This is a genomic window from Thalassovita sp. (genome assembly GCF_963691685.1).
Lineage (GTDB): Bacteria > Pseudomonadota > Alphaproteobacteria > Rhodobacterales > Rhodobacteraceae > Thalassobius.
In genome coordinates, this window is sequence record NZ_OY829290.1 from 2594417 (window position 1) to 2618250 (window position 23834).

Sequence of the window (23834 nt, forward strand, 5' to 3'; positions counted from 1 at the left end):
CAAGAAAACTAGGGGATCGACGTCCAGCTGCCTTGCGCCGTATTCGAACGCACCGAAGCCGCGATGAATCGCACCCCGTTGGCGCCTTCTGACACTTTTGGAAACGCCAGCCACCCTTCTGGTATCGCCACGCCATCCCTGCGGGCGGCGACGGCCATCGCCAGCTCTGTATATAGATTGGCCCAGGCCTCGATGATCCCTTCCGGGAAACCGCGCCCAGCACGCACCAGGCGTTCTGTTCTTGCACTCAGGCCATGTCCGTGCCCACGGCTAAGTAGCTGATCTGGTTGACCATAGATGTTAAGTTTCAACTGTTCGGCCTGTTCCAGATCCCATTCTACACCACCTTCGGAACCATAGATCCGCAGACGCAGCCCCCCGCGATTACCTGGCGCCAATCGGGTCGCCATGAGGGTGCCGGGAACCTCACCCGCGTAGCGCGTGAACATGAAGGCGGTGTCCTCCAGCGGTTTGGGCGCCCCACATACGTGAAACTCCGCTCTGAGATGGGTCATGTCCAGCCCGGACACAAAGGACGCCAAATGCGCGGCATGTGTGCCAATATCGCCGACACAACTGGTCGGGCCAGAGACCTTAGGATCTAACCGCCATTTCACATGCGGGGCATCTTCCACGTCTTGTGGGGTCATCCAGTCTTGCAGAAATTCAACGTGAATTTGGTTGATCTTGCCAATCTGTCCCGCCGCAACAATTTCGCGGGCTTGTCGGATCATGGGGAAACACGACATCACATAGCCTACGCCAAAAACCTGACCGGTCTGCGCCGCCATAGACACGAGGTCCTCGGCTTCGCCCACCTCATTCGTCAGCGGTTTGTCACACAGGACATCGATCCCCGCCTCCAGAAACGCTTTGGCGGCAGCAAAATGCAGGTGATTGGGCGTGGTAATCATAACAGCATCCACCCCGTCGGGACGGGCAGCTTCGGCACGCGCCATATCTTCGAAGGATGTGTAACAACGCTCTTGCGGCAAATACCACTCTGCCCCGCGCGCCTTGGACCGTGCGGCATCCGAAGACAAGGCGCCGGCAGTGACCTCCCATAGGTCGGACAGGCGGGCGGCCGTTGTTTGTGTCGCCGAGATACGTCCCCCGCCCACAACGCCCAGCCTCAATCGGCGTGACAGCTTTGGAAAGGGGCCGTCAAAATCAAAACTCTCAGGAAGAAGTCGTTCAGTCATCGCGGCCTCCGATTGCTGGCACATCAGCGCCTTCTGGCAACAGCTCGATGGCCATGAAGATACTGGGCGTTGTGGTTTCATATTGATGCCAGGGGTAATTGCCCTCTGCGTCATACATCGGTCGATGTGTCATACCGGGGGCCATTGGTTCCTCCAGGTATAGCGTTGCTGGATCGCGGCGTTTGCACTGCTGCATTTTGCCAAACCCCACAACCTGCGTGTGAACTTCGCGGAACCCCGGCACCGGACAGAACGGGTGTTCGCGATGCAATCCGACATTCAGCGGAACAGAGGCGGAATGATAAAGGCTTAGCCCCAGATTACCGACGTAAGCCTTTGGGGACATGTAGTGTTCCACACCGCGCAGGCGCTCCTCGCCACGCACCTCAAATGCGGTCGGCCATTGATCGCGGACAGCGGCACATAAGGCTGCGTCGGCCCCATGCCCTTCAAACCGTTCTATCAGGATCGCACGGGTCACATCGGTCAACGTAACGTTGGCAAAAATCGCGGATTGAAGCGGCGCCAGTTTCTGTTGCTCAACACCAATGTCGTGCTCCCCCAGGTTCACAACAATCGTCCGATCTTCAACCTCCAACCGGGGTTCATCTGAAACGTGCCGCAGGCCAAAGAAGGGCTCCGCAATATCAATGTTATTAATCGGCATTTGCCACCTCCTGGGTCGCGCGCACGTGTGCTTGCAAGAAATCAACGGGCAGTGGTGCGGGCACCTCACAACGGCTGCGGATGTCCTGATATGATCCAAGTGCAGGCGCGCACTCTATCGCGTCCATCACTTCAAACACATGAAAGGCCAAATCCCCGCTGGCACGCGGTGCGCGGTTCTCCTCCACGGCTTGCGCCAAATCCAGAAGTCCCAGTCCGCGGCTGTTTTCGTTGAATCCATGGATATTTTCCGCAACGTGCCAATCGTCGCGGCCCTGTGGCCTTGGCTGATGGCTCCATCGCGATGTTTCACGCGTGCGAAACCAGACAGGGCCATGAAAGTCGTTGGCCCCATGCACAGGGTCCGGGTCTGGGATCGAGATCACCCCATCTTCGCCATAGATCTCTAACCGGGGGGTTTCGCTGTCCCAGATGTCAAAGCTCATGGTCATCGACCCAATGGCGCCACTGTCAAATTCCAGCAGGCTGACACTGTGGGTGTCGACCTCGACTTGGATTTCGCTGCCGGTCCTAGGTCCGTTTTCGATGGCCCGCGTGCCAAATGCCCTGTTACCCAGTCCTGCAACACGAGCAATCGGGCCCAGGCAAAAGACCATCGCGGTCAGATAGTAAGGCCCCAGATCCAACAGCGGCCCGCCGCCACGCTGGTAGTAGAAATCTGGGTTGGGATGATGCCTTTCGGTGCCATGTGTTCCGACATGCGCAAAGACACCGGTTGGACGCCCAATCGTTCCTTCATCAATCAAGCGGCGCACAGTTTGCCAACGACCGCCCAGAAACGTATCCGGCGCATTTCCAAGTTTCAGGTTTTTCTGCTTGGCCAGAGCAATCAGCGCCTGCCCCTCAGCAATATCTGTCACAAAGGGCTTTTCAGAATAGACATGTTTGCCCGCCATCAAGGCCTGCCGTGTCACCTCGGCATGGGCGGCTGGAATTGTCAGGTTCAAAACACAATCAATGGATGGATCATCGATTATTTCAGCAACAGAGCAGGCCCGCCCGATCCCGTGTTGCGCCGCCTTCGCGCGGCTTTCGGTCAGATCGAGGCTAGCACAGGCCACCACCTCAATATGAGCGAATTTGGCGAGTGTTGTGAGGTAGATGTCACTGATGCGGCCACATCCAATCAAGCCGACCCGGAAGGATTTCGAAGCGTCATTCTGCATTTTCTCTGGCTTCGTCTTTGTTTCGTTTTCCCTGGTAGAGGGGCAAGTACTGCGGCGGCATTGGCCCCTTGTTTCGTCCGCCCTGGTTCATTTGTTCCCACGCATGGGCCAGAACACCAACCGAGCGGGAGAGGCAAAACAACCCGCGCGACAGCGGCGCCGGGAACCCAAGCTCACAGAAAATCACGGCTGTCGCGCCGTCGATGTTCATTGCGATCGGTCGCCCGCCGCGTTGTCTGGCCAATTCTATCTGAACGGCCTCCCCAATGTCAGCGAAATGCCCCGAAACTGTACCGGCCTTCGCCGCCTGTCGGACAAGGGCCATCAAGCGCGGCGCGCGGGGATCGACGGGTTTGTGAAATCTGTGACCAAAACCCGAAACGATTTTTCCATGCTCAGCGCGCCAATCATCAAGGCCTGCGCGCGTTGCACTTTCCAGATCCTCACCGCTTTTCAAACGCTCCGCGATCAGGTCATAAAGTTCGGCACATTGTTCCCCTGCGCCGCCGTGCACATCCCCCAACATGTTGACTGCTGTCGCCATCACATTGTTCAGACCAAGACCACAGGTTGCAGCCATCCGCGCGGCAGCAATCGACGGCGCTTGGGGCCCGTGATCCACCCCAGCGACCAAGGCGGTTTCCAGCAGCGATGCTTCGCTTGCTGTCGGCAGATCACCGCGTAGCATCAGCCAGATCATCTGGGCAAAACTGACGTTGCCGATCAGCTGTTCCACCGGGTGACCGCGAAAGGCAATGCGACCGGGTTCCATGTCGATGATTTCAGTACGCCACCAATGCCGGACGGCATCTGCGTCCGTGCCATTTTCCTGTGCCTTCATAGACATTGCGCATCCTTTGAGTTTTCTTGTGACAGCTGGTCAAACCGCTGCACCATGCGGTCGGGATCCGGGCTGCGTTGGGTGAACAATTGAAAGGCAGTCACCGCTTGGTACACAGCCATGCCTGTGCCATCCATGACCCTCAGCCCAGCTTGGCGTGCGGCCTTGATCAGTTCTGTTTCTCTTGGGAAATAGACGATATCGGACACCCAGCTACCTAGTCTGAGCCGCTGTGGCTCGAAGGGCAAACCGGGATACTCTTTCATGCCGACAGGCGTCGCATTCACCGCACCATCGATTGCCGACCAATCCACGGCAGTCAGATCCTTCTCAACACGAACGAGCGCTTGAGGCCGCGCGAGCCGCAACACATCGCACAGCGAGTGCGCTTGCGCAGGATTGCGATCATAGAGGATGAGGTTCCGTGTGCCTTGATCCAGCAAGGCCAGAGCCACTGCGCGCCCTGCACCTCCCGCCCCGACCAACAGAACCGTATCAATCGGCGCCCGCGGCAAGGCCCGTCGCAGGGCCGAGCGATATCCGATATAGTCGGTGTTATGCCCAATGCGCTTGCCGTCCTGAAACACAATCGTGTTTGCACTGCCAAGCAAGGTCACGACCTCGCTCTTCTCATCAAGCAGCGTCACGATCTGTTGCTTGAACGGATGGGTCACGTTCAAACCAACAAACCCGCTCTGCTCTGCCTCAGAAACCAGATCTGTCAAAGATGAATTTCGGTGGGGTACACAATTGGCGTCGATCCGGCGGTACTCATACCTCAACCCCAACGCCCGACCTTCGGCCACATGCATGTCAGGTGTCAGCGACGCTTGTATACCCTGCCCGATTAACCCCGCTCTCATCACCCATTCTCCATTTTGCGTTGGTTGTGAATTTGGGCGGCCAGTCTCGCGGAGGCATTGCGTGCGCCGTAGCCGGCATAGCCGTTGCGACGTTCAACGATCTCAAAGAAGAATCCCCCGAAGATGGGTTGGCTATAAATCTGGAAATATTCGGTTCCATTGTGCTGGTCATAGAGGATATTTGCCGCGCGCAACGCTTCGACAAACTCATCCGACAGATCAAATTGAGACTGAAGATCGTCGTAGTAATTGGGAGAAAACGACAGTCGTGGGAACGCGTTCCGTTCCAACTGCGCTGCGGTTTCAAAAATGTCGTCGGTCAAAAATGCGATGTGTTGAACACCAGCACCAAATCGGTCTGCCAAGAACCCCGCCGCAAACGTACGTCGCCCTTCGGCACCGTTGAGGTTCAGCCGCACCTCGCCTTCCGGGCTTTCAATGACTTGCGAATGGACGATCCCTGAAGGATCGGCCACGTCGACAACGGGTGACTTGGCCATCTCAAACGTCGACAAATAATAGAGCAGCCAGCTCTGCATTTCTTCGTGGCGCATGGTTTGGGCCACATGGTCCACACGGCGTAGACCTGCGGGTTGGCGCGCTTCCGTTTTGGCCACCGGCTCAAACTCGATATCCCACACCCGATGCAGGTCTGATTTTTCATCGATGAAGTGGACGACATTCCCCCCCACCCCACGAATGGCTGGAATGTCTAGCTCACCGGTGCCGACAGGCTGGGAAAAGGCCGTCGTTCCCAATGCAGTTGCCCGTTCAACCGTCTGTGCCGCATCCCGAACCCGAAGCCCCATGTCACAAACAGACGGGCCGTGTTCTTCAAAAGCTTTGCGGGCGAAACCATCTTGATCCGAGTTTACAACAATATTGACGGCCCCTTGCCGCCACAACTCAACGGACTTGGTTCGATGCCGCCGTTCCATGCGAAAACTCATGGATGACAACAGGTTGGTCAGCGCGCTGCCAGACGTTGAATCCACCGCAAATTCGATAAATTCAAAACCAGAACTGTATACAGGCGGGGGGAGCTGCGGAATGTCGAAACGTAGCGCGGGATCCTCCCGCGATACAGCATCCAACAGGTTTACCAGGGCGCGATAGCCGTCGACGGCCATTGTTCGCCCGCCCGGTAGCGGGCTGTGCTCATTCACCCGCGCAATCGACCAGGGGCCTTTGTATCCCCCCCGCGCAAGCACTTTGACAAAGCCTGCCAGGTTCAACCTGCCCTGCCCCGGCAACAAACCAAAGTGCCGTTTCATGCTGCGCATTTCTGCGCTCACCTTAGGTGCGTCCGACAATTGAACGTGAAAGATCTTATCGGCAGGAACGCTCCGAAGAGCGGCCGGTTTGGTGCCATCCGCAAGCGAGAGGAAACTGTTTAGCGCCAGCCCAAGGTTGGCGAGATCCACGGTTTCGACCAATGACAGGGCCTGTGCATCTGACCGCACATGCCCCGCCCATGGCAATCCCAGATAGGCAAGACGCACCCCTCGCGCCGCGGCGCGTTCAGCAGCTTCTGCCAAATCGGCTTGCAGTTGGGCGTCATCATCGGTCTCAGCTGACGATGCCCCAACCAGCAGCAAATCTGTGCCAAGCGATTGCATCAGGTCAAACTTGCGTTCAAGCCTGTCAAAGCTGCGCCGCCGGGCCACCCCTTCCCAGCCTTCCAGATCATTGAATGGCTTGAGCAGGTTCGTCTTGAGGCCACAGTCCTCAACCATCGTGCGCAGATCATGCGCCGAACCATGAAATCCAGTGAAATCAGGCTCATGCAGTTCGAGGCCTGTGAAGCCAGCCTTGGCAATAGCGGCCACCTTATCCGCCAGCGACCCGGGGATAGATGTTGTAGAAATCGCGAGTGTCATTGTCTTAGCCTTGGTAGCCCAACAGCCGGGGCAGCCAGAGAACAAGGTCCGGAGAGGTGATCAGCAATAACAGTGCTGCGATAAGAACCGCCAGGAAGGCCCAAATCTCTGAGATGATTTCGCGCAGAGGAATGCCCGTCACCGCATTGATAACAAAAAGCAAGATCCCATAAGGCGGGGTGATCAATCCAATCATCGAGTTCACGACGACAAGAACGCCGAAATGCACCAGATCGATCCCAAGCGCCTGACAGGTTGGAATGAACAACGGTACAATCACCAGAATGATCGTGGTCGCGTCCAGAACGCACCCCAACAACAGGATCAGAACGTTTACAGCAATCAAAAACAGCAGCGGGCTGACATCCGCCCCCTCCAGCAGGGCTGAGATGCTCTGCGGGATTTGTTCCTGAATAACGATGAAGTTCAGGATGAACGCACCACCGATCACAACGCCAACGGCAGCAGAGGACCGCGCCGAGTCCACGAAGACGCGGTAAAGGCCTCGCAATGACAAAGCGCGATAGAACAACGCCGCCAGCAAGAGTGCGTAGAAGGCAGCAACCGCAGCAGCTTCGGTTGGGGTCGTGACCCCGCCATAGATGCCATAAAGCAGGATTGCAGGCATCAATAGGGCCGGAAATGCGTTGGCGGTTTTGCGAGGCAATTCACTTAGCGGGATTGGATCTTCGAGTGCAAAACCCCGCTTGCCCGCCAGATAATAGTTCATCGCCATCAAGACGATCCCCATGATCAGACCAGGCAGGATCCCTGCAAGGAACAGCGAACCAATGGAGGCTTTGGACACCAACGCGTAAAGCACCATCGGAATGGACGGCGGGATGATCGGGCCGATCGTTGCCGACGCCGCCGTGATCGCCGCTGCATAGCCACGCCCGTAGCGACCGTCCTTGGTCATCATTTCGATGATAATTTTGCCAATGCCCGCTGCATCCGCCACCGCCGAACCGGACATGCCCGAAAAGATCAGCGATGCCACAACATTTACGTGACCCAAGCCCCCTTTGAACCGTCCAACAGCGGCCACACAGAAGTTCAGCAAACGATCCGTGATTGAACCGGCATTCATGATGTTGGCCGCCACAATGAACAGCGGAACAGCAAGTAGGATGGTGCTGCGATAAAAGCCCTGCAGGATTTTTTCACCCGCCAACGCCACATCCAGACCAGCAACACCAAGGTAGGCGATCGACGCCAACAAAATTGAGTATCCAATCGGCGTTCCGATCCCTGCCAGGACGAACAGGGTCAGCAGGCACGTCATCAGTTCCAGGCTCATTTGTCGGCTCCGTCCGGCGCGTCAAGCTTTGCTTGTTTTTGATCTTCGGCTTCATTCAGGTCGTCGACGACCAGCTCAAGCTCAGTCTTTGGTGGACCTTCTCGCAGAACGGTCACGAACATCAGCGCGTAACGCAGGATGACGGCCAACATGAACACCGCATAGATCGAGAAGACGTCGCGCAGGGGAATTTTGTTCCCTGTGAATGGATTACGCACCGTGGACGTTTTGCGGATCTTCATCCAGTCGATGTAATCCCAGGTTGGCAGATAGGTGTAGATCATCCCGATGATGATCGCGGCCGCCCCGACCAGGGACATGATTTGCCGGGCCCGGTGTGGCGAAGACAGGTAAATGATGTCGAATTTCACGTGATCCTGTTCGCGTACGACAAAGGCACAGCTGAAGAAGATCACCCAGACCCAGAGGATACCGATCAACTCAAGCGTCCAGCCAGCGGGGGTGAAAAAGTACCTGAGAACAATCTGCAATAGAAAGGTCAGGAAGATTGCCGCCAGTAACCCGCCGGCAATCGCTTCGGTAATGCGGGAGAACCACTTGAGTATTGTTTGCATCGTCGTTCTCCCCATTTATCTAGGTCCGCAAAGACGGATTAGCTTCCCTGATTAGTTCCCAAGGGCGTTGATCTTGTCCAGAACACCTTCCGGCCAGGTCGCAGCAAACTCGCTATCGAGATACATCGACTGCACCTGATTGCGGAACGCGGCCAGATCGGGCTCATAGATCGTCATCCCCTGATCTTTGAGGAAGGCAACGAGGTTGGATTCCTTCTCCAGCTGCTTCTGCCGGCCGCTTTCTGCCGCGGCATCCGCTGCCTTTTGCACCATAGCCTGTTGATCAGCACTCATGCCGTCCCAAACACCTTTGCCGATGGCGATATAGTTGAGGTCCACCAGGTGCGACGTCAGCACGATCTGGTTCGTCACCTCGTAGAACTTAGCGTCTACGACGGTTGGCAGAGGGTTGTCCTGACCATCAACCGCACCGGTCGACAGAGCGGTGTAAACCTCGGAGAACGCCATGGGGGTCGGGGCGGCGCCCAGTGCTTTTCCCAGGAACTGCCATGCGTCGGTCCCCGGCATCCGCAGGTTAACCCCTGCCAGATCTGCCGGCGTCATGACCTTCAGGTCATCGGGGCTTTGGCGCAGGTTCACCTGACGACGGCCCAGATACATAACCGATAGCAGTTTTACACCCAGCTCATCTTCGGCCTTGGCTTTGAAGGCATCCATCAGAGGATCATTGAACACCGCAACCTGGTGGGCGGCATCCTGATGGACGTATCCTGCCGTGAAGATCGAAAATTCAGGGAAGAACTGCGCCAGCTCCTGAGCCGAGGTGATCGACATCTCAAGGTTGCCACGCGAAATCGCGTCCAGTTCAGTGCCTTGGGCAAAGATGGTGCCGTTGTAGCTTGGCTCGTAGCTGGCGAAGTCAGCGACCATAGGTGCGAAGACTTCTGCCATCGCGACCGAGCGCTGATCCGTTTCAGACCCCGAGGTTGCGAGTCTGAGTTGCAGTTTGTCCGCGAAGCTGGCCCCGGTGCTGCCCGCAACAACCCCTGCAGCAACAAGTGCAGTGATCGCGGCACGGCGCGAGAATTTCTTAAACATTGTAGTCCTCCCTTTGAGCGATTTGTGAAAGCTCGTTGATAGATTTGCCTGACTCTCTGATTTTTGCAATATTTTTTACAAAATATCAGATATTATTTAGACTCCCTCATTTTCTTTATACTTTTCAGTCACCTGCAGGTCATTGATGTGCTGAACCAAACCGGTTTCCCCAGCTTTTTGGATCGCTTCAATCACCTGAAGTGTACGTAGCCCCTCACGTCCCGACACCAGAGGAGCAGTTTCCCCGCGGACAACAGAGGCAAAATGAGCCATCTGGTTGACCAATGGATCAGAGGCCGCCCGTGTCAGCGAACTGGCCGCAATTGGCGTCCACCAATCCGGCGCGCCACCTGAATGCGACCACAGCCGCAGATCCGGCACCGAAAGTGACCCCGTCGAACCGCCAATCAAATAGCAGCTTTCCGGCGTCGGCGGATAAATCGGGTATTCACGAGAGGTCAATTCCCAGCTCCACGGTGCGGCGATGCTATCTGAGACCGTGAGCGTACCCACTGCACCATTTGCAAATCCCAACACCGCGCCAGCAACATCTTCGTTCGCGTAGCCTCTGCGTGAAGGCGCTGTCAGCGCCTGCACGGTTTTCACTTCACCGCACAGGTAACGCAGCAGATCAATATCATGCACCAGATTGACAGAGATCGGCCCTGCCCCCTTCTCTTTGCGCCAGGGGGCCTGATCGAAATAGGCATCGGGTTTATAGAACCAACAGGTCGCCTGAACGGCGCGCAGTTCGCCCAGATCTCCGGCAGATATAACCTGATGCGCCTTCTGGATTAGTGGATTGTGCCGCCTGTGATGGCCAACCAACAACGACACGCCAGAGGTCTCGGATGCAGCCACAAGCGCGAGCGCTTCGGCAGCGGTTGTTCCCAAAGGCTTTTCCACAAGCACCGGACAACCGCAATCAATTGCAATGAGGCCCTGACCAACATGCAGTGGCGTAGGCGTGGCCAGCACAAGCCCGTCCGGAGCATTTTTGTCAAACAGCGCTTCGAGGGTTTCGTAACAAGGCACCCCGGCAGATGCGGCGAAGGCGCGGCCATCTTCACTTGGATCCACAATTGCGGAGAGGGCAGCATCTTGCAGTTGCGCCAGCGCCGCAGCATGGCGTTTACCGACCAGTCCAACGCCCGCAATCGCAATTTTTAAGTTCTTTTTCAATGCTGCCCCTCCCAGCGCCCCGTCCGCGCATCGTTCTGAAGCTAGTTTAGTCGGGCAATATGCGATTCGCAATAATATCTGACATTTTTAAATTCATCTCATTTTTGTGCAGGTTGCCGCACTGTCGCTCCCGTGATAAATGCTGGTTAATTCCAAAATCATCGGACAAGTGATGACAAAGCAAACGGCGACCATCGGATCCAGCACCTACCAGCGCATCAAACACGACATCATTTTTGGTGTCCTGGAGCCTGGCTCAAAGCTCAAGCTTGAGGCGCTGAAAGAGCGTTACTCAACAAGCAATTCGACCTTGCGGGAAACACTGAACCGGCTGACCAGCGATGGTTTTGTCGAAGCCCCTGAGCAACGCGGATTTCGTGTCACACCGGTTTCGCGCGAAGACCTGATTGAAATCACCGAACTTCGTGTTTTGCTTGAATGCCACGCCCTGGAGCAATCCATTGAGAACGGTGATACGGATTGGGAAGGAAACCTTGTCGCCGCGCATCACAAACTTCACCTCATGGAACAAAAGCTCCTCGCAGGAGACAACTCCGACGTGGAACTTTGGAAGCGCTATGATTGGGAATTTCATCAAGCCTTGATCGCAGCCTGCAATTCCAAAAACCTTCTTGCGCTACATTCCACCATTTTCGACAAGTATCTGCGTTATCAGATGCTTGTCCTGACCTACCGCGGCGATGTCGCCGTAGCGGAGCACCGCGCAATGTTCGACGCCGCGCTGGCGCGGGACACCCAAAAAGCGCGTGACATCTTGGAAGCCCACATCCGAAATGGCCTCTCCCATACACTGGAAGCGATGTAACCGTCGAACCGGAACAAAGACGTTGCAGGCTGCCCCAACGATGGCCTGAGAGGCATACTGTAAAGATTGGTGACACCTTAGGTTCATCTTACTTCGAGCTATCAGGAGAATTGCAACGCCGATGTTTTGGGCCAGTTAGTTGCACACTCCTTGGCTGGACCTCCAACGGTGAGATCAATTTTCCTCGGCGTTGCTCTAGCCATTGCGCCCCACATAGCCCCTGTCTGCGAAATGATGCTCGTGGTGTCACGACTTCTGAAGCGCCTCCGCTTCTTCCAAGGACGCGTAGGCCTTTTCCGCCTTCGGCATTGCTTTGGCATAGGCCGATTTCGGCAGTTGGATGTAACTCGGCAGGTCGGCAGGCAGACGTTTGTAGCCATCCTGTTTGATCAGCCATTGTAGGAAACTCATGTTCTGAGAGGCCTGATGTGACGCTGTGGAGCGTGACTTCTGGCCGTCCCCGGTTGTCGCCATCGCCTCCTTCAAGGCAGAGCGCACTTGATCGACATCCCGGATTGTGAGCCGATCGAAGGCTTTCCCGTGCAGAACGTCCTCCATAAACCGGATTGCTGCGAGGTGCTGATCTACAGTCTGCTCCGCCAGCCGACCTGCGTGAACCTGCCAGTCATAGACAAGCCGGTCATTTGCCGGCCACACGCGCGGTGCATCCGTTTCCGCGCTCATCCCAATACCACCGGGACCTCGGCCAATTTCTTCGTGTGATGAGTCCACGGTGGTGTTTGGATTGCGCAACGTCTCAAACACCGCCAAATCAGCCTCAGAAACGAACTTTCTGATGTGGCAGCGGCACTCCGCACACTGCCCAAATGCCATATTGGCACCGTTAGACGTTCCGGTGATTTCTAGGCTACACGCGTCAGGAAAACACCGTCGAGTTGCAGCCCGTGCATTTGAACTCCCCTGGCTTCAACCGCGTGCGCATCCGTTCCTGGCGCGCTTTATGGAACGCTGTCACCACCTCGCCACCGAACACATAGGGACGCTTGCGATCCGAGGGCTGCAAGCCAGCCTGGACCCAATTCGAAATGGTGTTCGCTGTCACGGAAAAAGCGCGCTGGAGGTCCTCGGTCGCATAGACCCGGTTCTTCTTCAATCGCAGGCCTTTATACGACCGGCTCATGGAGCACCGCCAATCACGTCACACGAAACGTGTTGGGTTGCGGAAGTGGCTGACAACTTGACCATCATCGCGTGCTGTCCCGAGACGGCTCAACGCGATTGGCGGCCAACCAAGCATTCAAGTCGGAGCCACGATAAATCACCTTGCCGCCGATCTTGTAATAGGCGGGACCAACGCCCTTGTGGCGCCATTGCGCCAGTTTATCGCGATCCCCCAAAATCTCGAGTTCAGTATCCCCCAAGACGTAGCAGCGATCGTCTTCAAATAGGTTCGGCACGTCTGGGTTTCCTTTCGCTGTGTTGAATGACAGCGAATGAATTGACGCCCAGCACCCAGCCCCGGCAGTCCCCGATTTACAAATCGGGGACCCTAACGGTCTGAAACATATAAGAAAGAAATCTGCGCTTGCGGATCTACATATGAAGCATTTGTGCCCTTAGGGCAGTTGGTGCTGAGCCCCAATCGAATGCGCTCAGCCAGGTGCAGCACATGCGCGCGCATCTCTGGGTGTTCCTCAACGTAGTCCATGGCCATGCCCAAATGCACAACACCACGGTACCGTTTCCAAATTTTACGCAGAACGTCGAGGTCTTTTGCGCCACGGACCCCCATGTCGCGGGCGTAGTCCGAGGTCTGCTCCAGCAAGCCGCCAGCGACCTGCAGCCCCTGGAACCTCCGGGCTTGAATGCTGTCCCAGACCTTCTTGCCAATGAACTCAGCGATATTGAGGTGGCGCTCATTCTTGCTCTCATACCTCTGGGCAATCTCATGGAACGCATGGGCCGCCTCATAACGAGGCGGTGCGGTGGTTGCGGCCCACCGTACAAACTGAGGACTCGACGCCTCAGTGATCGGAAAGCTGTCCAACCCCATACTGACTACCTCGTGTCGCATCACCTCGATTGCGCTCAGACGATCTGCTGCCGTCGCCTCACTGAGCGCCATGCGAAACAGTCCCAGAGCGGCGCATTGAGGTTCATTCAGTCGTACTTGCATTAGATTGCTCTCCGCTGATCCCTGATGTGACGTATCGCGACCACAGGCGCATCAAGTCCCGCCGCTTTTCCAAGAGGTCGGATCTCGCATAAGCGCGCTCCACTTCGGAGCCGACGCTGTGCGCCAGGCTCTTCTCCGCAACCTCACGCGGCACATTCGCAACCTCGGCCGCCCAATCCCGAAAGGTGGAGCGGAAGCCATGCACCGTTACCCCCTCAACCTGCATCCGCCGGAGCAGCATGAGCATCGACATGTTGGAGAGCGGCTGATGGCGTTTCTGTCCTTCAAAAACATAGTCTGACTGCAGCGCCTTGAGCGGTTCCAGGATCGCAAACATCTCATCCGTCAGCGGCACACGGTGCTCTTCACCGGTCTTCATCCGCTCCGCTGGGCAGATCCAAAGGCGCTGGTCAAAATCCAACTCCGCCCAGCGCAAGCCCAGAACCTCGCCGGTGCGCGATCCGGTAAGGCATGTGAACATCAGCGCATTGGCAGACATGGCCTTCTTGCGCTTCAGCGCGGCGTAAAAGGCAGGAACATCCTGCCAGCGCATCGCCTCATGGTGTTTGGGCTTGGCCTTCACTTTGGGCAAGACCTGCCCCTCTTTGATGGCGGTGACCGGGTTCTCCCCAGACCGGAACCCTTTAGATCTGGCAACATCCAAGACAATCTTGATCCGCTGCGCCAGCCGCCGAGCGGTTTCATGTTTCTCTGTCCAGATTGGGGAAAGGCACATCAGCACCTCAGGCTGACCGATACTGTCCACCGGCATGCGGCCGATTTTGGGGAAGGCGTAGTCACGCAGCGTGTTGATCCATTGCGCGCCGTGTTTGGCATTCTTCCAGGTGGGCAGGCGTTCAATATGCACCTGTTGGGCCACTTCCTCGAAACTCGGGATCTCCCGCGTGGCGTTGTAGCGAGGATTGAGACCCTGCTTCGCCATGCGGCGATATTCCAGCGCCCGTTCCCGTGCTTGTGGCAGGGTCACCAACTCTGCGCTGCCCAGACCAAAGTCAGTCCGCAGCGGCCCGCCACGTCGGTTCTTCTGCCCCTTAACAACCACCCGAACAATCCAGCGCCGCGCACCGGATGGGTCAACAACCAGGTACTGCCCATTGCCATCGCCAGGCCGCCCAGCGCCGAGGGTCTCCACGCGTTTCTTTGTCAACGTGCCACGGAGCGCCAAGTCCATACGACATTTTACACCACTCTATGAACAGGATTGTGCAGAAGCGAAGATAGCTCAAGGGAATCCACAAATCGCATCAAGACCATAGAAACAAAAGACAAAGACCGCATAAAGCGGCCTACTCAGATCAAACAAAAAGGAAATATGGCAGAGAGGAAGGGATTCGAACCCTCGAGACGGTCTCCCGCCTACGCACTTTCCAGGCGCGCGCCTTCGACCACTCGGCCACCTCTCTAACTGGGCCATCATTTATTAGAGCTCATCATCGGTCGCAAGCCCAAAATGCAAACTTCTGCCACGGCACCGAATTTTTTTGATCCGCCCCGCCCCCTCAAGGTGCGCGACCCAATGATACCGCGGCGGCGTCTGTTCCGGTCACAGGCTGCCGCCGGTTCGGGCAATCGGCACGATAGCGCGCAAATGTGAGGCGGGAAATGGCGCGGGGTTGTTGTATCCTTGACGCGCTTGGAACATAGTCACGCGACACGCCTCATGAGCTGAAAGCACACGTGATGAACCAAAGTCCGCATCGTCCCCCTGTTGCCCGTCGTCTGACGGGGGCGGACCCGAAGAAATCACAGATGCAGCGGGTTCAGACAGGGGCGTTGGTTATCATCGCCTTTGCGGTGGTGCTGTTTCTGCTGGTACAGGCGCGGTTTCTGCTGATTTCGCTGGCCACGGCCATTGTGCTGTTCTCCCTGACCAGTGACGCCATCAACTTCATCGCGCGCCAACGGATCGGGCCGTTTCGCATTCCGAATTTTCTGGCCACGATCACGGCGCTTTTGCTGATCTCTGCCGGGATGCTGACGCTGACCTCCATCATTTTGAGCCAGCTCAACACCGTTCTGACCACCACGCTCAGCTACGCAGAGAGCCTGCCGGGCGCGGTTGCGGCGATGTTTGCCTGGATCGGTGAGGATGTTGAGAAGTCGGTCTTTGACACGGTCAGCTCGATCAATGTGGGCAGTTACCTCAGCACGGCTGCGGGCCAAGCAGGCAACCTGATGTCGGCAACCGTTCTGGTGATCCTCTTTGTGGGTTTCCTGTTCGCCGAGCGGATCTGGTTTTCCACCAAGCTGGTCAACTTCATCGGCGATGAGGAACAGGCCAAGCGGGTTGGCCGGATCATGGCCACCATCATTCACCGAGTGAACTATTACCTGCTGGTGAAATCCGGCGTCAGCGCGGTCACCGGCGTGATGGTCTGGGTGGTTGCCGGGGTGTTCCAGCTGGAGCTGGCGGCGGCCCTGGGCATTTTGACCTTTGTGCTGAACTATATCCCCAACATCGGCTCCATCGTGGCGACTGTGCTGGTGGCACTGGTGACCTTCGTTCAGATTGGTGAGCCGGGGCCAACGGCGGCGATTTTTGTCACCGTGGGGATCATCCAGTTTGTCAACGGATCGGTAATCGATCCGATGCTGATGGGGCGGGCGCTGCGGCTGTCCTCCTTTGGGATCATCATCAACCTCGCCTTCTGGGGCGCGGTTTGGGGTGTGCCGGGCATGTTCCTGTCGGTGCCCATCATGGTGGCGATGATGATCATCTGTTCGCAGGTGCCGGAGTTGCGCCCCATTGCGATCCTGTTGTCGCGCGAGGGGTTGCCGGAACAGGATGAAAACAACTCTAACATTCCCGAAAACCAAGACAGCGCCGCCTAAGCGACGCTGTTTGTTTGCTTAGCGCAGAACCTCAGATTCAGTTGTCGAGGTGCAGGTAGACCCGGCGGTTCTGTTTCCCCTTCTTTTCGACCTTGCCCAGACGGATGCGGCCGATTTCACTGGTGCGCGCCACATGGGTGCCGCCGCAGGGCTGCAGATCAACCTGATCGTCGCCCGAGCCGATGCGCACAAGGCGCACACGCCCCTGCCCCATCGGCGGCATCACCGACATGGTTTTCACCAGCCCCGGATTGGCCTGCAGCTCCTCATCGCTGATCCAGTCTTCGCTCACCTCAAGATCACGGTCGATCAACGCGTTGAGGGCCTCGGCCAGGGCTTCCTTATCTTCGGGCGCCTCGGGCATATCGAAATCCAGCCGTCCCTTATCGGCGCCGATGCTGCCGCCGCTGACCGGCAGCGGGATCACCACAGACAAGAGATGCAGCGCCGTGTGCACCCGCATATGACGGTGGCGGCGGTTCCAGTCGAGGCTCTGGCGCACCTCAGTGCCCACAGGGGGCAGCGCGCCGGGTTCTGCGGGAACCAGCACAATCGCGCCATCCTCACCCTTGACGGTGGTGGCGATCACCATCTCTGACCCTTCCCACGACAGCTGGCCGCTGTCGCCGGGCTGACCACCGCCGGTGGGGTAAAAGACACTCTGATCCAGCACGATCCCACCTTCGGGCGTCAGCGCCACCACCTTGGCCTCGGCCTCCCGCAGGTAGGCATCGTCACGAAACAGCGGATGTGTCATTCAGACCTCTTTGTCTTTGGGTGTTGTGTCTTTGGATGTGTCTTCTGAAGTGTCGGCTTGCCCGGCCTCGGCTTCGGCGGTGGCGGGCGCGCCAGTGGCCTACGGCTGCAGTACCTCGGGGTTGCGCAGCCAGACGTCGCGCTGCGCGAACGGGATCTCAATCCCTTCCTCGGCAAAGCGCGCGGCAATTGCGTGGTTCATTTCACTGCGCACGCTCAGTGCCCAGTTCACATCGCGTAGGATCGCGCGGATCTCAAAATCAAGCGAGTCTGCGCCAAAGCCTTGGAACAGCACCGCCGGGGCCGGATTGGCCAGCACCATCGGGTGATCTTCGGCAATCTCACGCAGGATCCCCTCTACCCTATGAGTGTCCGTGCCATAGGCCACGCCCACCGAAACGATGACCCGACCCACGGTATTGCCACGGGTGTAATTGGTCACCGTGCCGCTGACGAGGTCCGCGTTGGGGATGATCACATCGGTGCGGTCAAAGGTTTCGATCCGGGTGGCGCGCACCGAAATGTCGCGCACATAGCCCATTTGGCCGCCCACCTCGATCCAGTCACCTTCGGAGATCGGGCGTTCGATCAGCAGGATGATGCCGGAGACGAAGTTCGACACGATGGTCTGCAGGCCAAAGCCAATGCCTACGGACAGGGCACCGGCCACAATCGCGATCGATGACAGATCCAGCCCGGTGCCGGCAAAAGCCACCAGCGCCGCCAGGGTGATGCCGACATAGCCGACGCCCGAAACGATGGCGGTCTGGCCGCCCTGATCGATCCGGGTTTTGGGCAGCACCGAGGTTTTCAAAGCGCCCTGCACCAACCGGGTGACCAAATAACCGGCGCCAAAGAACACCGCAAAGGCAATGAAATCACTTGGCGATATCCGGGTATCGCCCACCGACACGCCTTCGAGGAAGCGGCTCCACAATTCGGTCAGGTCAGTGGCCCGCATGCCCCAGATCAGCGCCAGCACCGGCACCGAGGCCAGCACCATCGCCACGCCGATCAGGGCCGGCAGCAGCGCATCGCTGCTGTCGCCATCCCGGCGGCTGAACAGCGCGTAGGTCTGTTCGGTGAAATACTGCATGGCAAAGAGCAGCCCCAGCAAACCAGCGGTCACCGCGGTGGGGTAGACCAAAGCCTCAGCCGCATTGCGATAGCCGATACCGGCAAGGACAGGCCCCACCAGTGCGACAAGGATCGCCCCGCGCGCCAGCATGGAGATCGCGCGCAAACGGAAGGCCACGCCCTCTTCGCTGTCTTCCATCCGGGGCTGCACCAGAACCCGCACCTGCCGGGCCAGCCGGGTCAGCGCCAGACTGGTCAGCACCAGAATTGGGAAGGCCAGAATGGCACCAGTTGCGGCACTCAGCGTATTGACAGCCTCAAAGCTTTCGGTGGCGCGTGACAGCACCACAAAGATGGCCAGCGTCACCCCAAGGCGCCGCATCTGACCGCGCCGTTCCGGTGGCACGTCAAACAGCGATCCGGCCGGCGGCACCGGGAACAGGCGGTCACAGAGCCAATGCGCCGCATAAAGCGCCACACCCCAGAGCGGGATCTGCTGCAGTAAGGTTTCGCCTTTGAGGCCGAAAAACCCGGTGGCCAGCAGCGATTGCACCAGCAACAGCAGACCGATCCACGGCACGATGCTTTTTGACAGCGAGGCCACAAAGGCAAGCGGTTCTGCCGCGCGGCCAGCATGGGCCCGCAAATGCCGCACCAGCCCGGTGGCCCAGGCCCTGCCCCGCAGCATCAGGACCAGCCCAAGCAGGAACAGCGGGATGATCACCAGGAGGTTCTGGCGGAACTCAAACTGGCGCAGTTCATTGGTGTAATTTGACCGGAATTCGGCCCGCATGGCGTTCAGGCCGGCCTGCACCTCATTCCAGGCGGCAGCCCAATAGACCGGGTTCACCGGGCTGGGGCCAATCGCCAGCAGCGCATCCGTCTGACGGGTGCGCAGCGTGCTGTCGATCTCGGCAATCAGGCCGGAGGCGCGGCTGCGCGCCTCCTCGGCGGCCAGAACCGGGGCCAGCAGTTGCGACAGCTGGGTATTCAGATCGCTGCGGCGCAGGGTGATCTCAACGCTTTCGGTGGCGTTTTCCGGGGGGGTGCCCAGCACCGCGATCTGATTGCGCAGATTGGCGATCCGCTGGGCGTTGGCCTCTTGCGCATCCTGAAAGGTTTCGCGCCATTTAACCAGGTCGGCCCGCAGGGATTCCAGCGCGGCGTCTGAGGCCAGTCCGGCCTCCAGCGCGTCCTCGGCCCGTTTGGCGGTGCGTTCCCATTCCAGCGTTTCGGCTGACGGCTGCGGCGTTGCCACCTCTTCTAGCGCTTCGGCGACCAACCCGTCATCTGCACTGGTCGCAGCGGTTGCCGGATCAGCGCCTTCCTGCGCCAAGGTTGATACTGGCAGGCCCAGACCCAAGGTCAGCACCATCAAGAAAGCCAGCGCCAGCGATTGCAGCGCCCGTGACAGCCGACTTGGGATAGACCCGCCCTGCATCATGTTACGGTGTCTCAAACACGGCTGGCGGCGCGGGCAGTTCCTTGGTCAGCCATTCCGGCTGCGGCAGACCCTTTTCCGCCAGGAATTCAGAGTTGAACAGTTTTGACTGATAGCGGGTGCCATAGTCACACAGGATCGTCACGATCGTGTGGCCCGGCCCCATGTCCTTGGCCATCCGCACCGCACCTGCAATGTTCACCGCAGAGGAGCCGCCCAGGCACAGGCCTTCGTCTTGCAAGAGGTCAAAGACCATCGGCAGCGCCTCTTCATCGGGGATCTGGTAGTTCATATCCGGTGTGAACCCTTCGAGGTTCGCGGTGATCCGGCCCTGCCCGATGCCTTCGGTGATCGAGGTGCCGGTGGAGGCAAATTCACCATGGGCATAGTAGCTGTAAAGCGCAGCACCCATCGGATCGGCCAGACCGATTTTCACACCTTTGGGCTGCAGCGCCATGCCAACACCTGCCAGCGTGCCACCCGATCCAACAGCGCAGATGAAGCCATCCACTTTGCCGCCGGTCTGTTCCCAGATCTCCGGCCCGGTGGTTTCAACGTGCGACTGGCGGTTGGCGACATTGTCAAACTGGTTGGCCCAGATCACGCCGTTTTCTTCCGTCTCAGCCAAGGCTTTGGCCAGACGTTCCGAGTAACGCACATAGTTGTTGGGATTCTTGTAGGGGGCGGCAGGCACCTCAACCAACTGCGCGCCAGCCAGACGGATCATGTCCTTCTTTTCCTGGCTCTGGGTTTCGGGGATCACGATCACGGTTTTGAATCCCATCGAGGCGCCGACCAGTGCCAGACCAATACCGGTGTTGCCGGCGGTGCCCTCAACGATGGTGCCGCCCGGCTTCAGCTGGCCTTTGGCGATGGCGTCTTTGATGATGTAAAGCGCCGCGCGGTCTTTGACCGACTGACCGGGGTTCAAAAACTCAGCCTTGCCCAGGATCTCACAGCCGGTCTCTTCACTGGCCGCTTTCAGGCGGATCAACGGGGTCTTGCCAATGGCATCAGCCAAGTCGCGTGCAATGCGCATGTTCTTTATCCTTATCAGGTCTAATCCCAGACTTAGGCCTCTCAGCACGGATGCTCAAGCACCTCTGCGCAGGGTTTCACGATTCCGTGCGAGCCAATGCAGCGCAAGCGCCAGCGGTGTCACCCGGATTTGGCCAGTATCCAACATTTCCAACGCCCTATCGAGGGGCATCAAATGGGTTTTGATATCTTCCTGCTCTGAGGCCAATCCGCCAATCTGCGTGACCTCATCGGGCAGATCCGCCAACCCCAGATAGATGTGGAAAAACTCACTGTCACAGCCCGGCGACGGGTAGCCCAGGTGGATCTCTTTAAGGGCTTTCAGATCCAGCTCCGCCTCTTCCACCGCTTCGCGCCGCGCGCAGGCCTCAGGCGTTTCGCCGGGATCAACCCGGCCTGCGATTGGTTCCAGCTGCCAGGGCCCATGATCCCCCCGCGCCAGCGGCCCCATGCGGAACTGTTCGATCAGCAGCACCCGGTCGCGCACCGGATCATAGGGCAAAACCAGCGCCGCATCGCTGCCCATGAAGGCCGCCCGGTCCACCACCGGACTCATCGAGCCATCAAAACGGCGGTAGCGCAGCTGCATTTCCTTCAGGGCAAAGAAATTGGCGTAGGGGTAGCTTTCTGACAGCACCTCCAGATCCGCTAATCCGCGCCCTGACGGGCCCAGTACAGGTGTTTCCTGCTGCGCCAGAACCTGGGCGGCAGCGCGGGTGTGGATCATCCGGTAGATCGCGCCAACCTCTTCGGGGGTTTTCTGACCGCGATGCAGCAGAACCTCTTTGGCGGCGGCGCAGTTGGTCGACCCCCAGATCGCCGCCCAATCGGACAGGATGAATGCGGGGCCTGCCTCATAGCTGCTTTCAGGCGGCCAGAACATCTGCACCCGACGCATCTGGCCGTCCTGTTCCAGATCCACCCAGATCAGGTCATAGCCAAAGACCCGCTCATAATAATCCAGCCGCGCCACATCTTCATCGCTTAGCCCTTCGGCCAGCAATCCAATGGCGCTGCTGCCCTCCTTGGGCAGGATCAGCGGAAAGGCCTGCCCCTTGGCCCCGCGAATCTCATACCCCGGCAACCCGGCCTCAGACAGGGTGATGCCATCCAGCGGGTGGCCCACCACGGTTTCCAGCAGGGGCAAATGGCGCAACGTGCCATAGAAGAACAATGCAGACATTGAGGGAACTTTCAGCGCAGATCAGTTTCTAACGCCACAAGCTATTGGCGATTTCCACGATAATGGCAATCACCACAGACCCAATAATCAGCGGCCCGATCACCGTGGGGTGCAGCAGCACAGACCCGTAATCCGCCAGAATGCGAAAGATATCCTCCAACGCGCGCAGCGGGTTTGGGTACATCTTGCGGGTCGACAGGCGCAGCATCTCATTGATCGCCTGGGTGAACAGCCCCACCGTCGCCAGCCCAAAGGCCGCCGTCAGACCGTTGGCCAGCGAAATCATCAACCCACCCCCGGCCTTGGGGCCCAGCATGGCCCAACCGATCAGAAACCCAAGCCCCAGGTTCACATGGTTGAACCAGCCCAAAATGGTGCTTTCCGGCATCAGGGGGCGGACAAGGTCGGATACGAACCACCCCAACCCCGCCATCATCAGCGCGCCTATCACGCGTGCCGCTGTTAATGTCATCTGCTCGCCTTTCTTTGTTTTCTGTTCTTTTGGCCTTCACGTCCCGCAGTTAGATCAGCAGTCAGACCAGCTGTCGCGGATCATCCTCGCGGGCGACTGTCAATTGTACCACATCACAATTGCCGCCCCGAAACGATCCCGCGCAGGAGGTCAGGTAGAAATTCCACATGCGACGGAACCGGTCGTCAAACCCCAAAGCGGCCACATCGGACCAGCGGTCATTAAACACCTCATGCCAGCGTCGCAGCGTTTGGCTGTAGCTGTCGCCAAATTCCAGCACGCTTTTTTCGGCCAGCCCCTGCTGGCGCACCTGTTCCCGCAACGCGGTTTTGGACGGCAGCATGCCACCTGGGAAAATGTATTTCTGAATAAAATCAACACCTTTTCGATAGGTCTCAAAGCGTTTTTCCTGCAGTGTTATGATCTGCAGCGTCGCCTGCGCACCGGGTTTCAGGCAGCGCTTCAGGGTTTGAAAATAGATGGGCCAGTATTTCTCGCCCACGGCTTCAAACATCTCAATACTGGCGATCCCATCATATTGCCCCTGCTCATCCCGGTAGTCCTGAAGTCGAAACTCCACCAGATCAGAAAGCCCCGCGTTTTCAATGCGCTCCCGCGCATAGTTAAGCTGTTCCTGTGAAATGGTCAGCCCGGTGACCCGCAGCCCACGTTCCCGGGCCGCATATTCGGCAAAGCCCCCCCAGCCGCAGCCGATTTCCAGCACATGATCGCCGGGCTTCACCGCCATCTGATCCACCATGGAGGCATATTTTGCCTCCTGCGCGGCCTCCAGGCTTTCCTGTCCTGAGGTGAAAATGGCGGAGGAATAGGTCATCGACGGATCCAGCCAAATGGCGTAAAAGTCATTGCCTAAGTCATAGTGATAGCTGATGTTTTTCTTAGCCTGCTCACGGGTGTTGGAGTTCATCCAATGACGCATGCGTTCATAGACCCGCACCAGAAACATGCCGGGAAACCCGTCATAGAGCTCATCATTGCGGTCATGCAGAAGATCCAGAAAAGCCTGCAGATCGGGCGTGTCCCACCAGCCCTCCAAATAGGCGTCACAAAAGCCAAGATCGCCCTCCCGGACAAGGCGCGCGAAGGTATCGGTGTTATGCACCCGCAGCTCCGCCACAAACCCCGGTCTGCCCCCCTCGGCGCGAAACACCCGGCCATCCGGCATCACGAAATCCAGCCGCCCCGACTGCATCCGATTGGCCATTTGAAACACCTGCGCAAAGTAGCGCGGCAGGTCTGTTTGCCCTTCTGTTGATGTCAGGATCATCTTGCAAC

Annotated in this window: 23 protein-coding genes and 1 tRNA gene; 2 read left to right on the plus strand and 22 right to left on the minus strand. The window is 58.1% G+C overall.

Annotated features, from left to right (window positions below; translation table 11 throughout):
- Window positions 1-8 precede the first annotated feature (8 nt).
- From ACORLH_RS12495 to ACORLH_RS12540, 10 genes are all read right to left on the minus strand, one after another.
- Window positions 9-1202: a Gfo/Idh/MocA family oxidoreductase gene (locus tag ACORLH_RS12495; RefSeq protein ID WP_321828732.1), complete on the minus strand. Its 1194-nt coding sequence runs from the start codon at window positions 1200-1202 to the stop codon at window positions 9-11.
- Window positions 1195-1869, minus strand: a complete 675-nt coding sequence (locus ACORLH_RS12500) for a hypothetical protein (protein ID WP_321828733.1) — start codon at window positions 1867-1869, stop codon at window positions 1195-1197. The genes ACORLH_RS12495 and ACORLH_RS12500 overlap by 8 nt, the downstream gene beginning before the upstream one ends.
- Window positions 1859-3055, minus strand: coding sequence for a Gfo/Idh/MocA family oxidoreductase (locus ACORLH_RS12505; protein WP_321828734.1), 1197 nt, complete (start codon window positions 3053-3055; stop codon window positions 1859-1861). The genes ACORLH_RS12500 and ACORLH_RS12505 overlap by 11 nt, the downstream gene beginning before the upstream one ends.
- Window positions 3045-3902: a citryl-CoA lyase gene (locus tag ACORLH_RS12510; RefSeq protein WP_321828735.1), complete on the minus strand. Its 858-nt coding sequence runs from the start codon at window positions 3900-3902 to the stop codon at window positions 3045-3047. Before ACORLH_RS12510 ends, ACORLH_RS12505 begins: the two co-directional genes overlap by 11 nt.
- Entirely contained in the window at window positions 3893-4759 is an 867-nt protein-coding gene (locus ACORLH_RS12515; protein WP_321828736.1) for a shikimate dehydrogenase, read from the minus strand. Before ACORLH_RS12515 ends, ACORLH_RS12510 begins: the two co-directional genes overlap by 10 nt.
- Entirely contained in the window at window positions 4759-6639 is a 1881-nt protein-coding gene (locus tag ACORLH_RS12520) for a bifunctional sugar phosphate isomerase/epimerase/4-hydroxyphenylpyruvate dioxygenase family protein (protein ID WP_321828737.1), read from the minus strand. The genes ACORLH_RS12515 and ACORLH_RS12520 overlap by 1 nt, the downstream gene beginning before the upstream one ends.
- A gap of 4 nt (window positions 6640-6643) precedes the next feature.
- On the minus strand, window positions 6644-7939 hold the full coding sequence (locus ACORLH_RS12525; RefSeq protein WP_321828738.1) for a TRAP transporter large permease: 1296 nt from the start codon (window positions 7937-7939) through the stop codon (window positions 6644-6646).
- Complete coding sequence (locus tag ACORLH_RS12530; RefSeq protein ID WP_321828739.1) at window positions 7936-8514, minus strand: TRAP transporter small permease; 579 nt, start codon at window positions 8512-8514, stop codon at window positions 7936-7938. The genes ACORLH_RS12525 and ACORLH_RS12530 overlap by 4 nt, the downstream gene beginning before the upstream one ends.
- 51 nt (window positions 8515-8565) lie before the next feature.
- Window positions 8566-9573 (minus strand): TRAP transporter substrate-binding protein DctP, encoded by a 1008-nt coding sequence (gene dctP / locus ACORLH_RS12535; protein WP_321828740.1) that lies wholly within the window; start codon window positions 9571-9573, stop codon window positions 8566-8568.
- Window positions 9574-9669: 96 nt separating this feature from the next.
- Window positions 9670-10755 carry a Gfo/Idh/MocA family oxidoreductase gene (locus ACORLH_RS12540; RefSeq protein WP_321828741.1) on the minus strand — a complete coding sequence of 362 codons (1086 nt, stop codon included), beginning with the start codon at window positions 10753-10755 and terminating at the stop codon, window positions 9670-9672.
- 172 nt (window positions 10756-10927) lie between these two features.
- Here ACORLH_RS12540 and ACORLH_RS12545 point away from each other — a divergent pair, with 172 nt between their 5' ends.
- Window positions 10928-11581, plus strand: coding sequence for a GntR family transcriptional regulator (locus ACORLH_RS12545; protein ID WP_321828742.1), 654 nt, complete (start codon window positions 10928-10930; stop codon window positions 11579-11581).
- Window positions 11582-11827: 246 nt separating this feature from the next.
- Here ACORLH_RS12545 and ACORLH_RS12550 read toward each other — a convergent pair whose 3' ends face one another.
- From ACORLH_RS12550 to ACORLH_RS12575, 6 genes are all read right to left on the minus strand, one after another.
- Window positions 11828-12265, minus strand: a complete 438-nt coding sequence (locus ACORLH_RS12550; RefSeq protein WP_321828743.1) for a hypothetical protein — start codon at window positions 12263-12265, stop codon at window positions 11828-11830.
- A 193-nt stretch (window positions 12266-12458) separates the two neighbouring features.
- Entirely contained in the window at window positions 12459-12722 is a 264-nt protein-coding gene (locus ACORLH_RS12555) for a hypothetical protein (protein ID WP_321828744.1), read from the minus strand.
- A 64-nt stretch (window positions 12723-12786) separates the two neighbouring features.
- Entirely contained in the window at window positions 12787-12999 is a 213-nt protein-coding gene (locus tag ACORLH_RS12560) for a helix-turn-helix domain-containing protein (RefSeq protein WP_321828745.1), read from the minus strand.
- A 92-nt stretch (window positions 13000-13091) separates the two neighbouring features.
- Entirely contained in the window at window positions 13092-13718 is a 627-nt protein-coding gene (locus tag ACORLH_RS12565; RefSeq protein ID WP_321828746.1) for a hypothetical protein, read from the minus strand.
- Window positions 13699-14910: a tyrosine-type recombinase/integrase gene (locus ACORLH_RS12570; protein ID WP_321828747.1), complete on the minus strand. Its 1212-nt coding sequence runs from the start codon at window positions 14908-14910 to the stop codon at window positions 13699-13701. Before ACORLH_RS12570 ends, ACORLH_RS12565 begins: the two co-directional genes overlap by 20 nt.
- 142 nt (window positions 14911-15052) lie before the next feature.
- Window positions 15053-15142, minus strand: a tRNA-Ser gene (locus ACORLH_RS12575).
- A gap of 346 nt (window positions 15143-15488) precedes the next feature.
- On the opposite strand from ACORLH_RS12575, the gene ACORLH_RS12580 reads away from it, so the two are divergent.
- On the plus strand, window positions 15489-16571 hold the full coding sequence (locus tag ACORLH_RS12580; RefSeq protein ID WP_321828748.1) for an AI-2E family transporter: 1083 nt from the start codon (window positions 15489-15491) through the stop codon (window positions 16569-16571).
- A gap of 37 nt (window positions 16572-16608) precedes the next feature.
- On the opposite strand, the gene ACORLH_RS12585 is transcribed toward ACORLH_RS12580, so the two are convergent.
- From ACORLH_RS12585 to ACORLH_RS12610, 6 genes are all read right to left on the minus strand, one after another.
- On the minus strand, window positions 16609-17328 hold the full coding sequence (locus ACORLH_RS12585; protein ID WP_321828749.1) for an alanyl-tRNA editing protein: 720 nt from the start codon (window positions 17326-17328) through the stop codon (window positions 16609-16611).
- Window positions 17329-17427: 99 nt separating this feature from the next.
- The gene (locus ACORLH_RS12590; protein ID WP_321828750.1) at window positions 17428-19848 is read right to left on the minus strand and encodes a DUF3772 domain-containing protein; all 2421 of its coding nucleotides are present in this window, start codon (window positions 19846-19848) and stop codon (window positions 17428-17430) included.
- Between the two features lies 1 nt (window position 19849).
- The gene (locus ACORLH_RS12595) at window positions 19850-20884 is read right to left on the minus strand and encodes a cysteine synthase A (protein WP_321828751.1); all 1035 of its coding nucleotides are present in this window, start codon (window positions 20882-20884) and stop codon (window positions 19850-19852) included.
- A gap of 54 nt (window positions 20885-20938) precedes the next feature.
- The gene (locus ACORLH_RS12600; RefSeq protein WP_321828752.1) at window positions 20939-22066 is read right to left on the minus strand and encodes an NUDIX domain-containing protein; all 1128 of its coding nucleotides are present in this window, start codon (window positions 22064-22066) and stop codon (window positions 20939-20941) included.
- Between the two features lie 28 nt (window positions 22067-22094).
- Window positions 22095-22538, minus strand: a complete 444-nt coding sequence (locus ACORLH_RS12605; RefSeq protein WP_321828753.1) for a TrgA family protein — start codon at window positions 22536-22538, stop codon at window positions 22095-22097.
- A gap of 61 nt (window positions 22539-22599) precedes the next feature.
- Entirely contained in the window at window positions 22600-23826 is a 1227-nt protein-coding gene (locus ACORLH_RS12610) for a cyclopropane-fatty-acyl-phospholipid synthase family protein (RefSeq protein WP_321828754.1), read from the minus strand.
- Window positions 23827-23834: the final 8 nt, after the last annotated feature.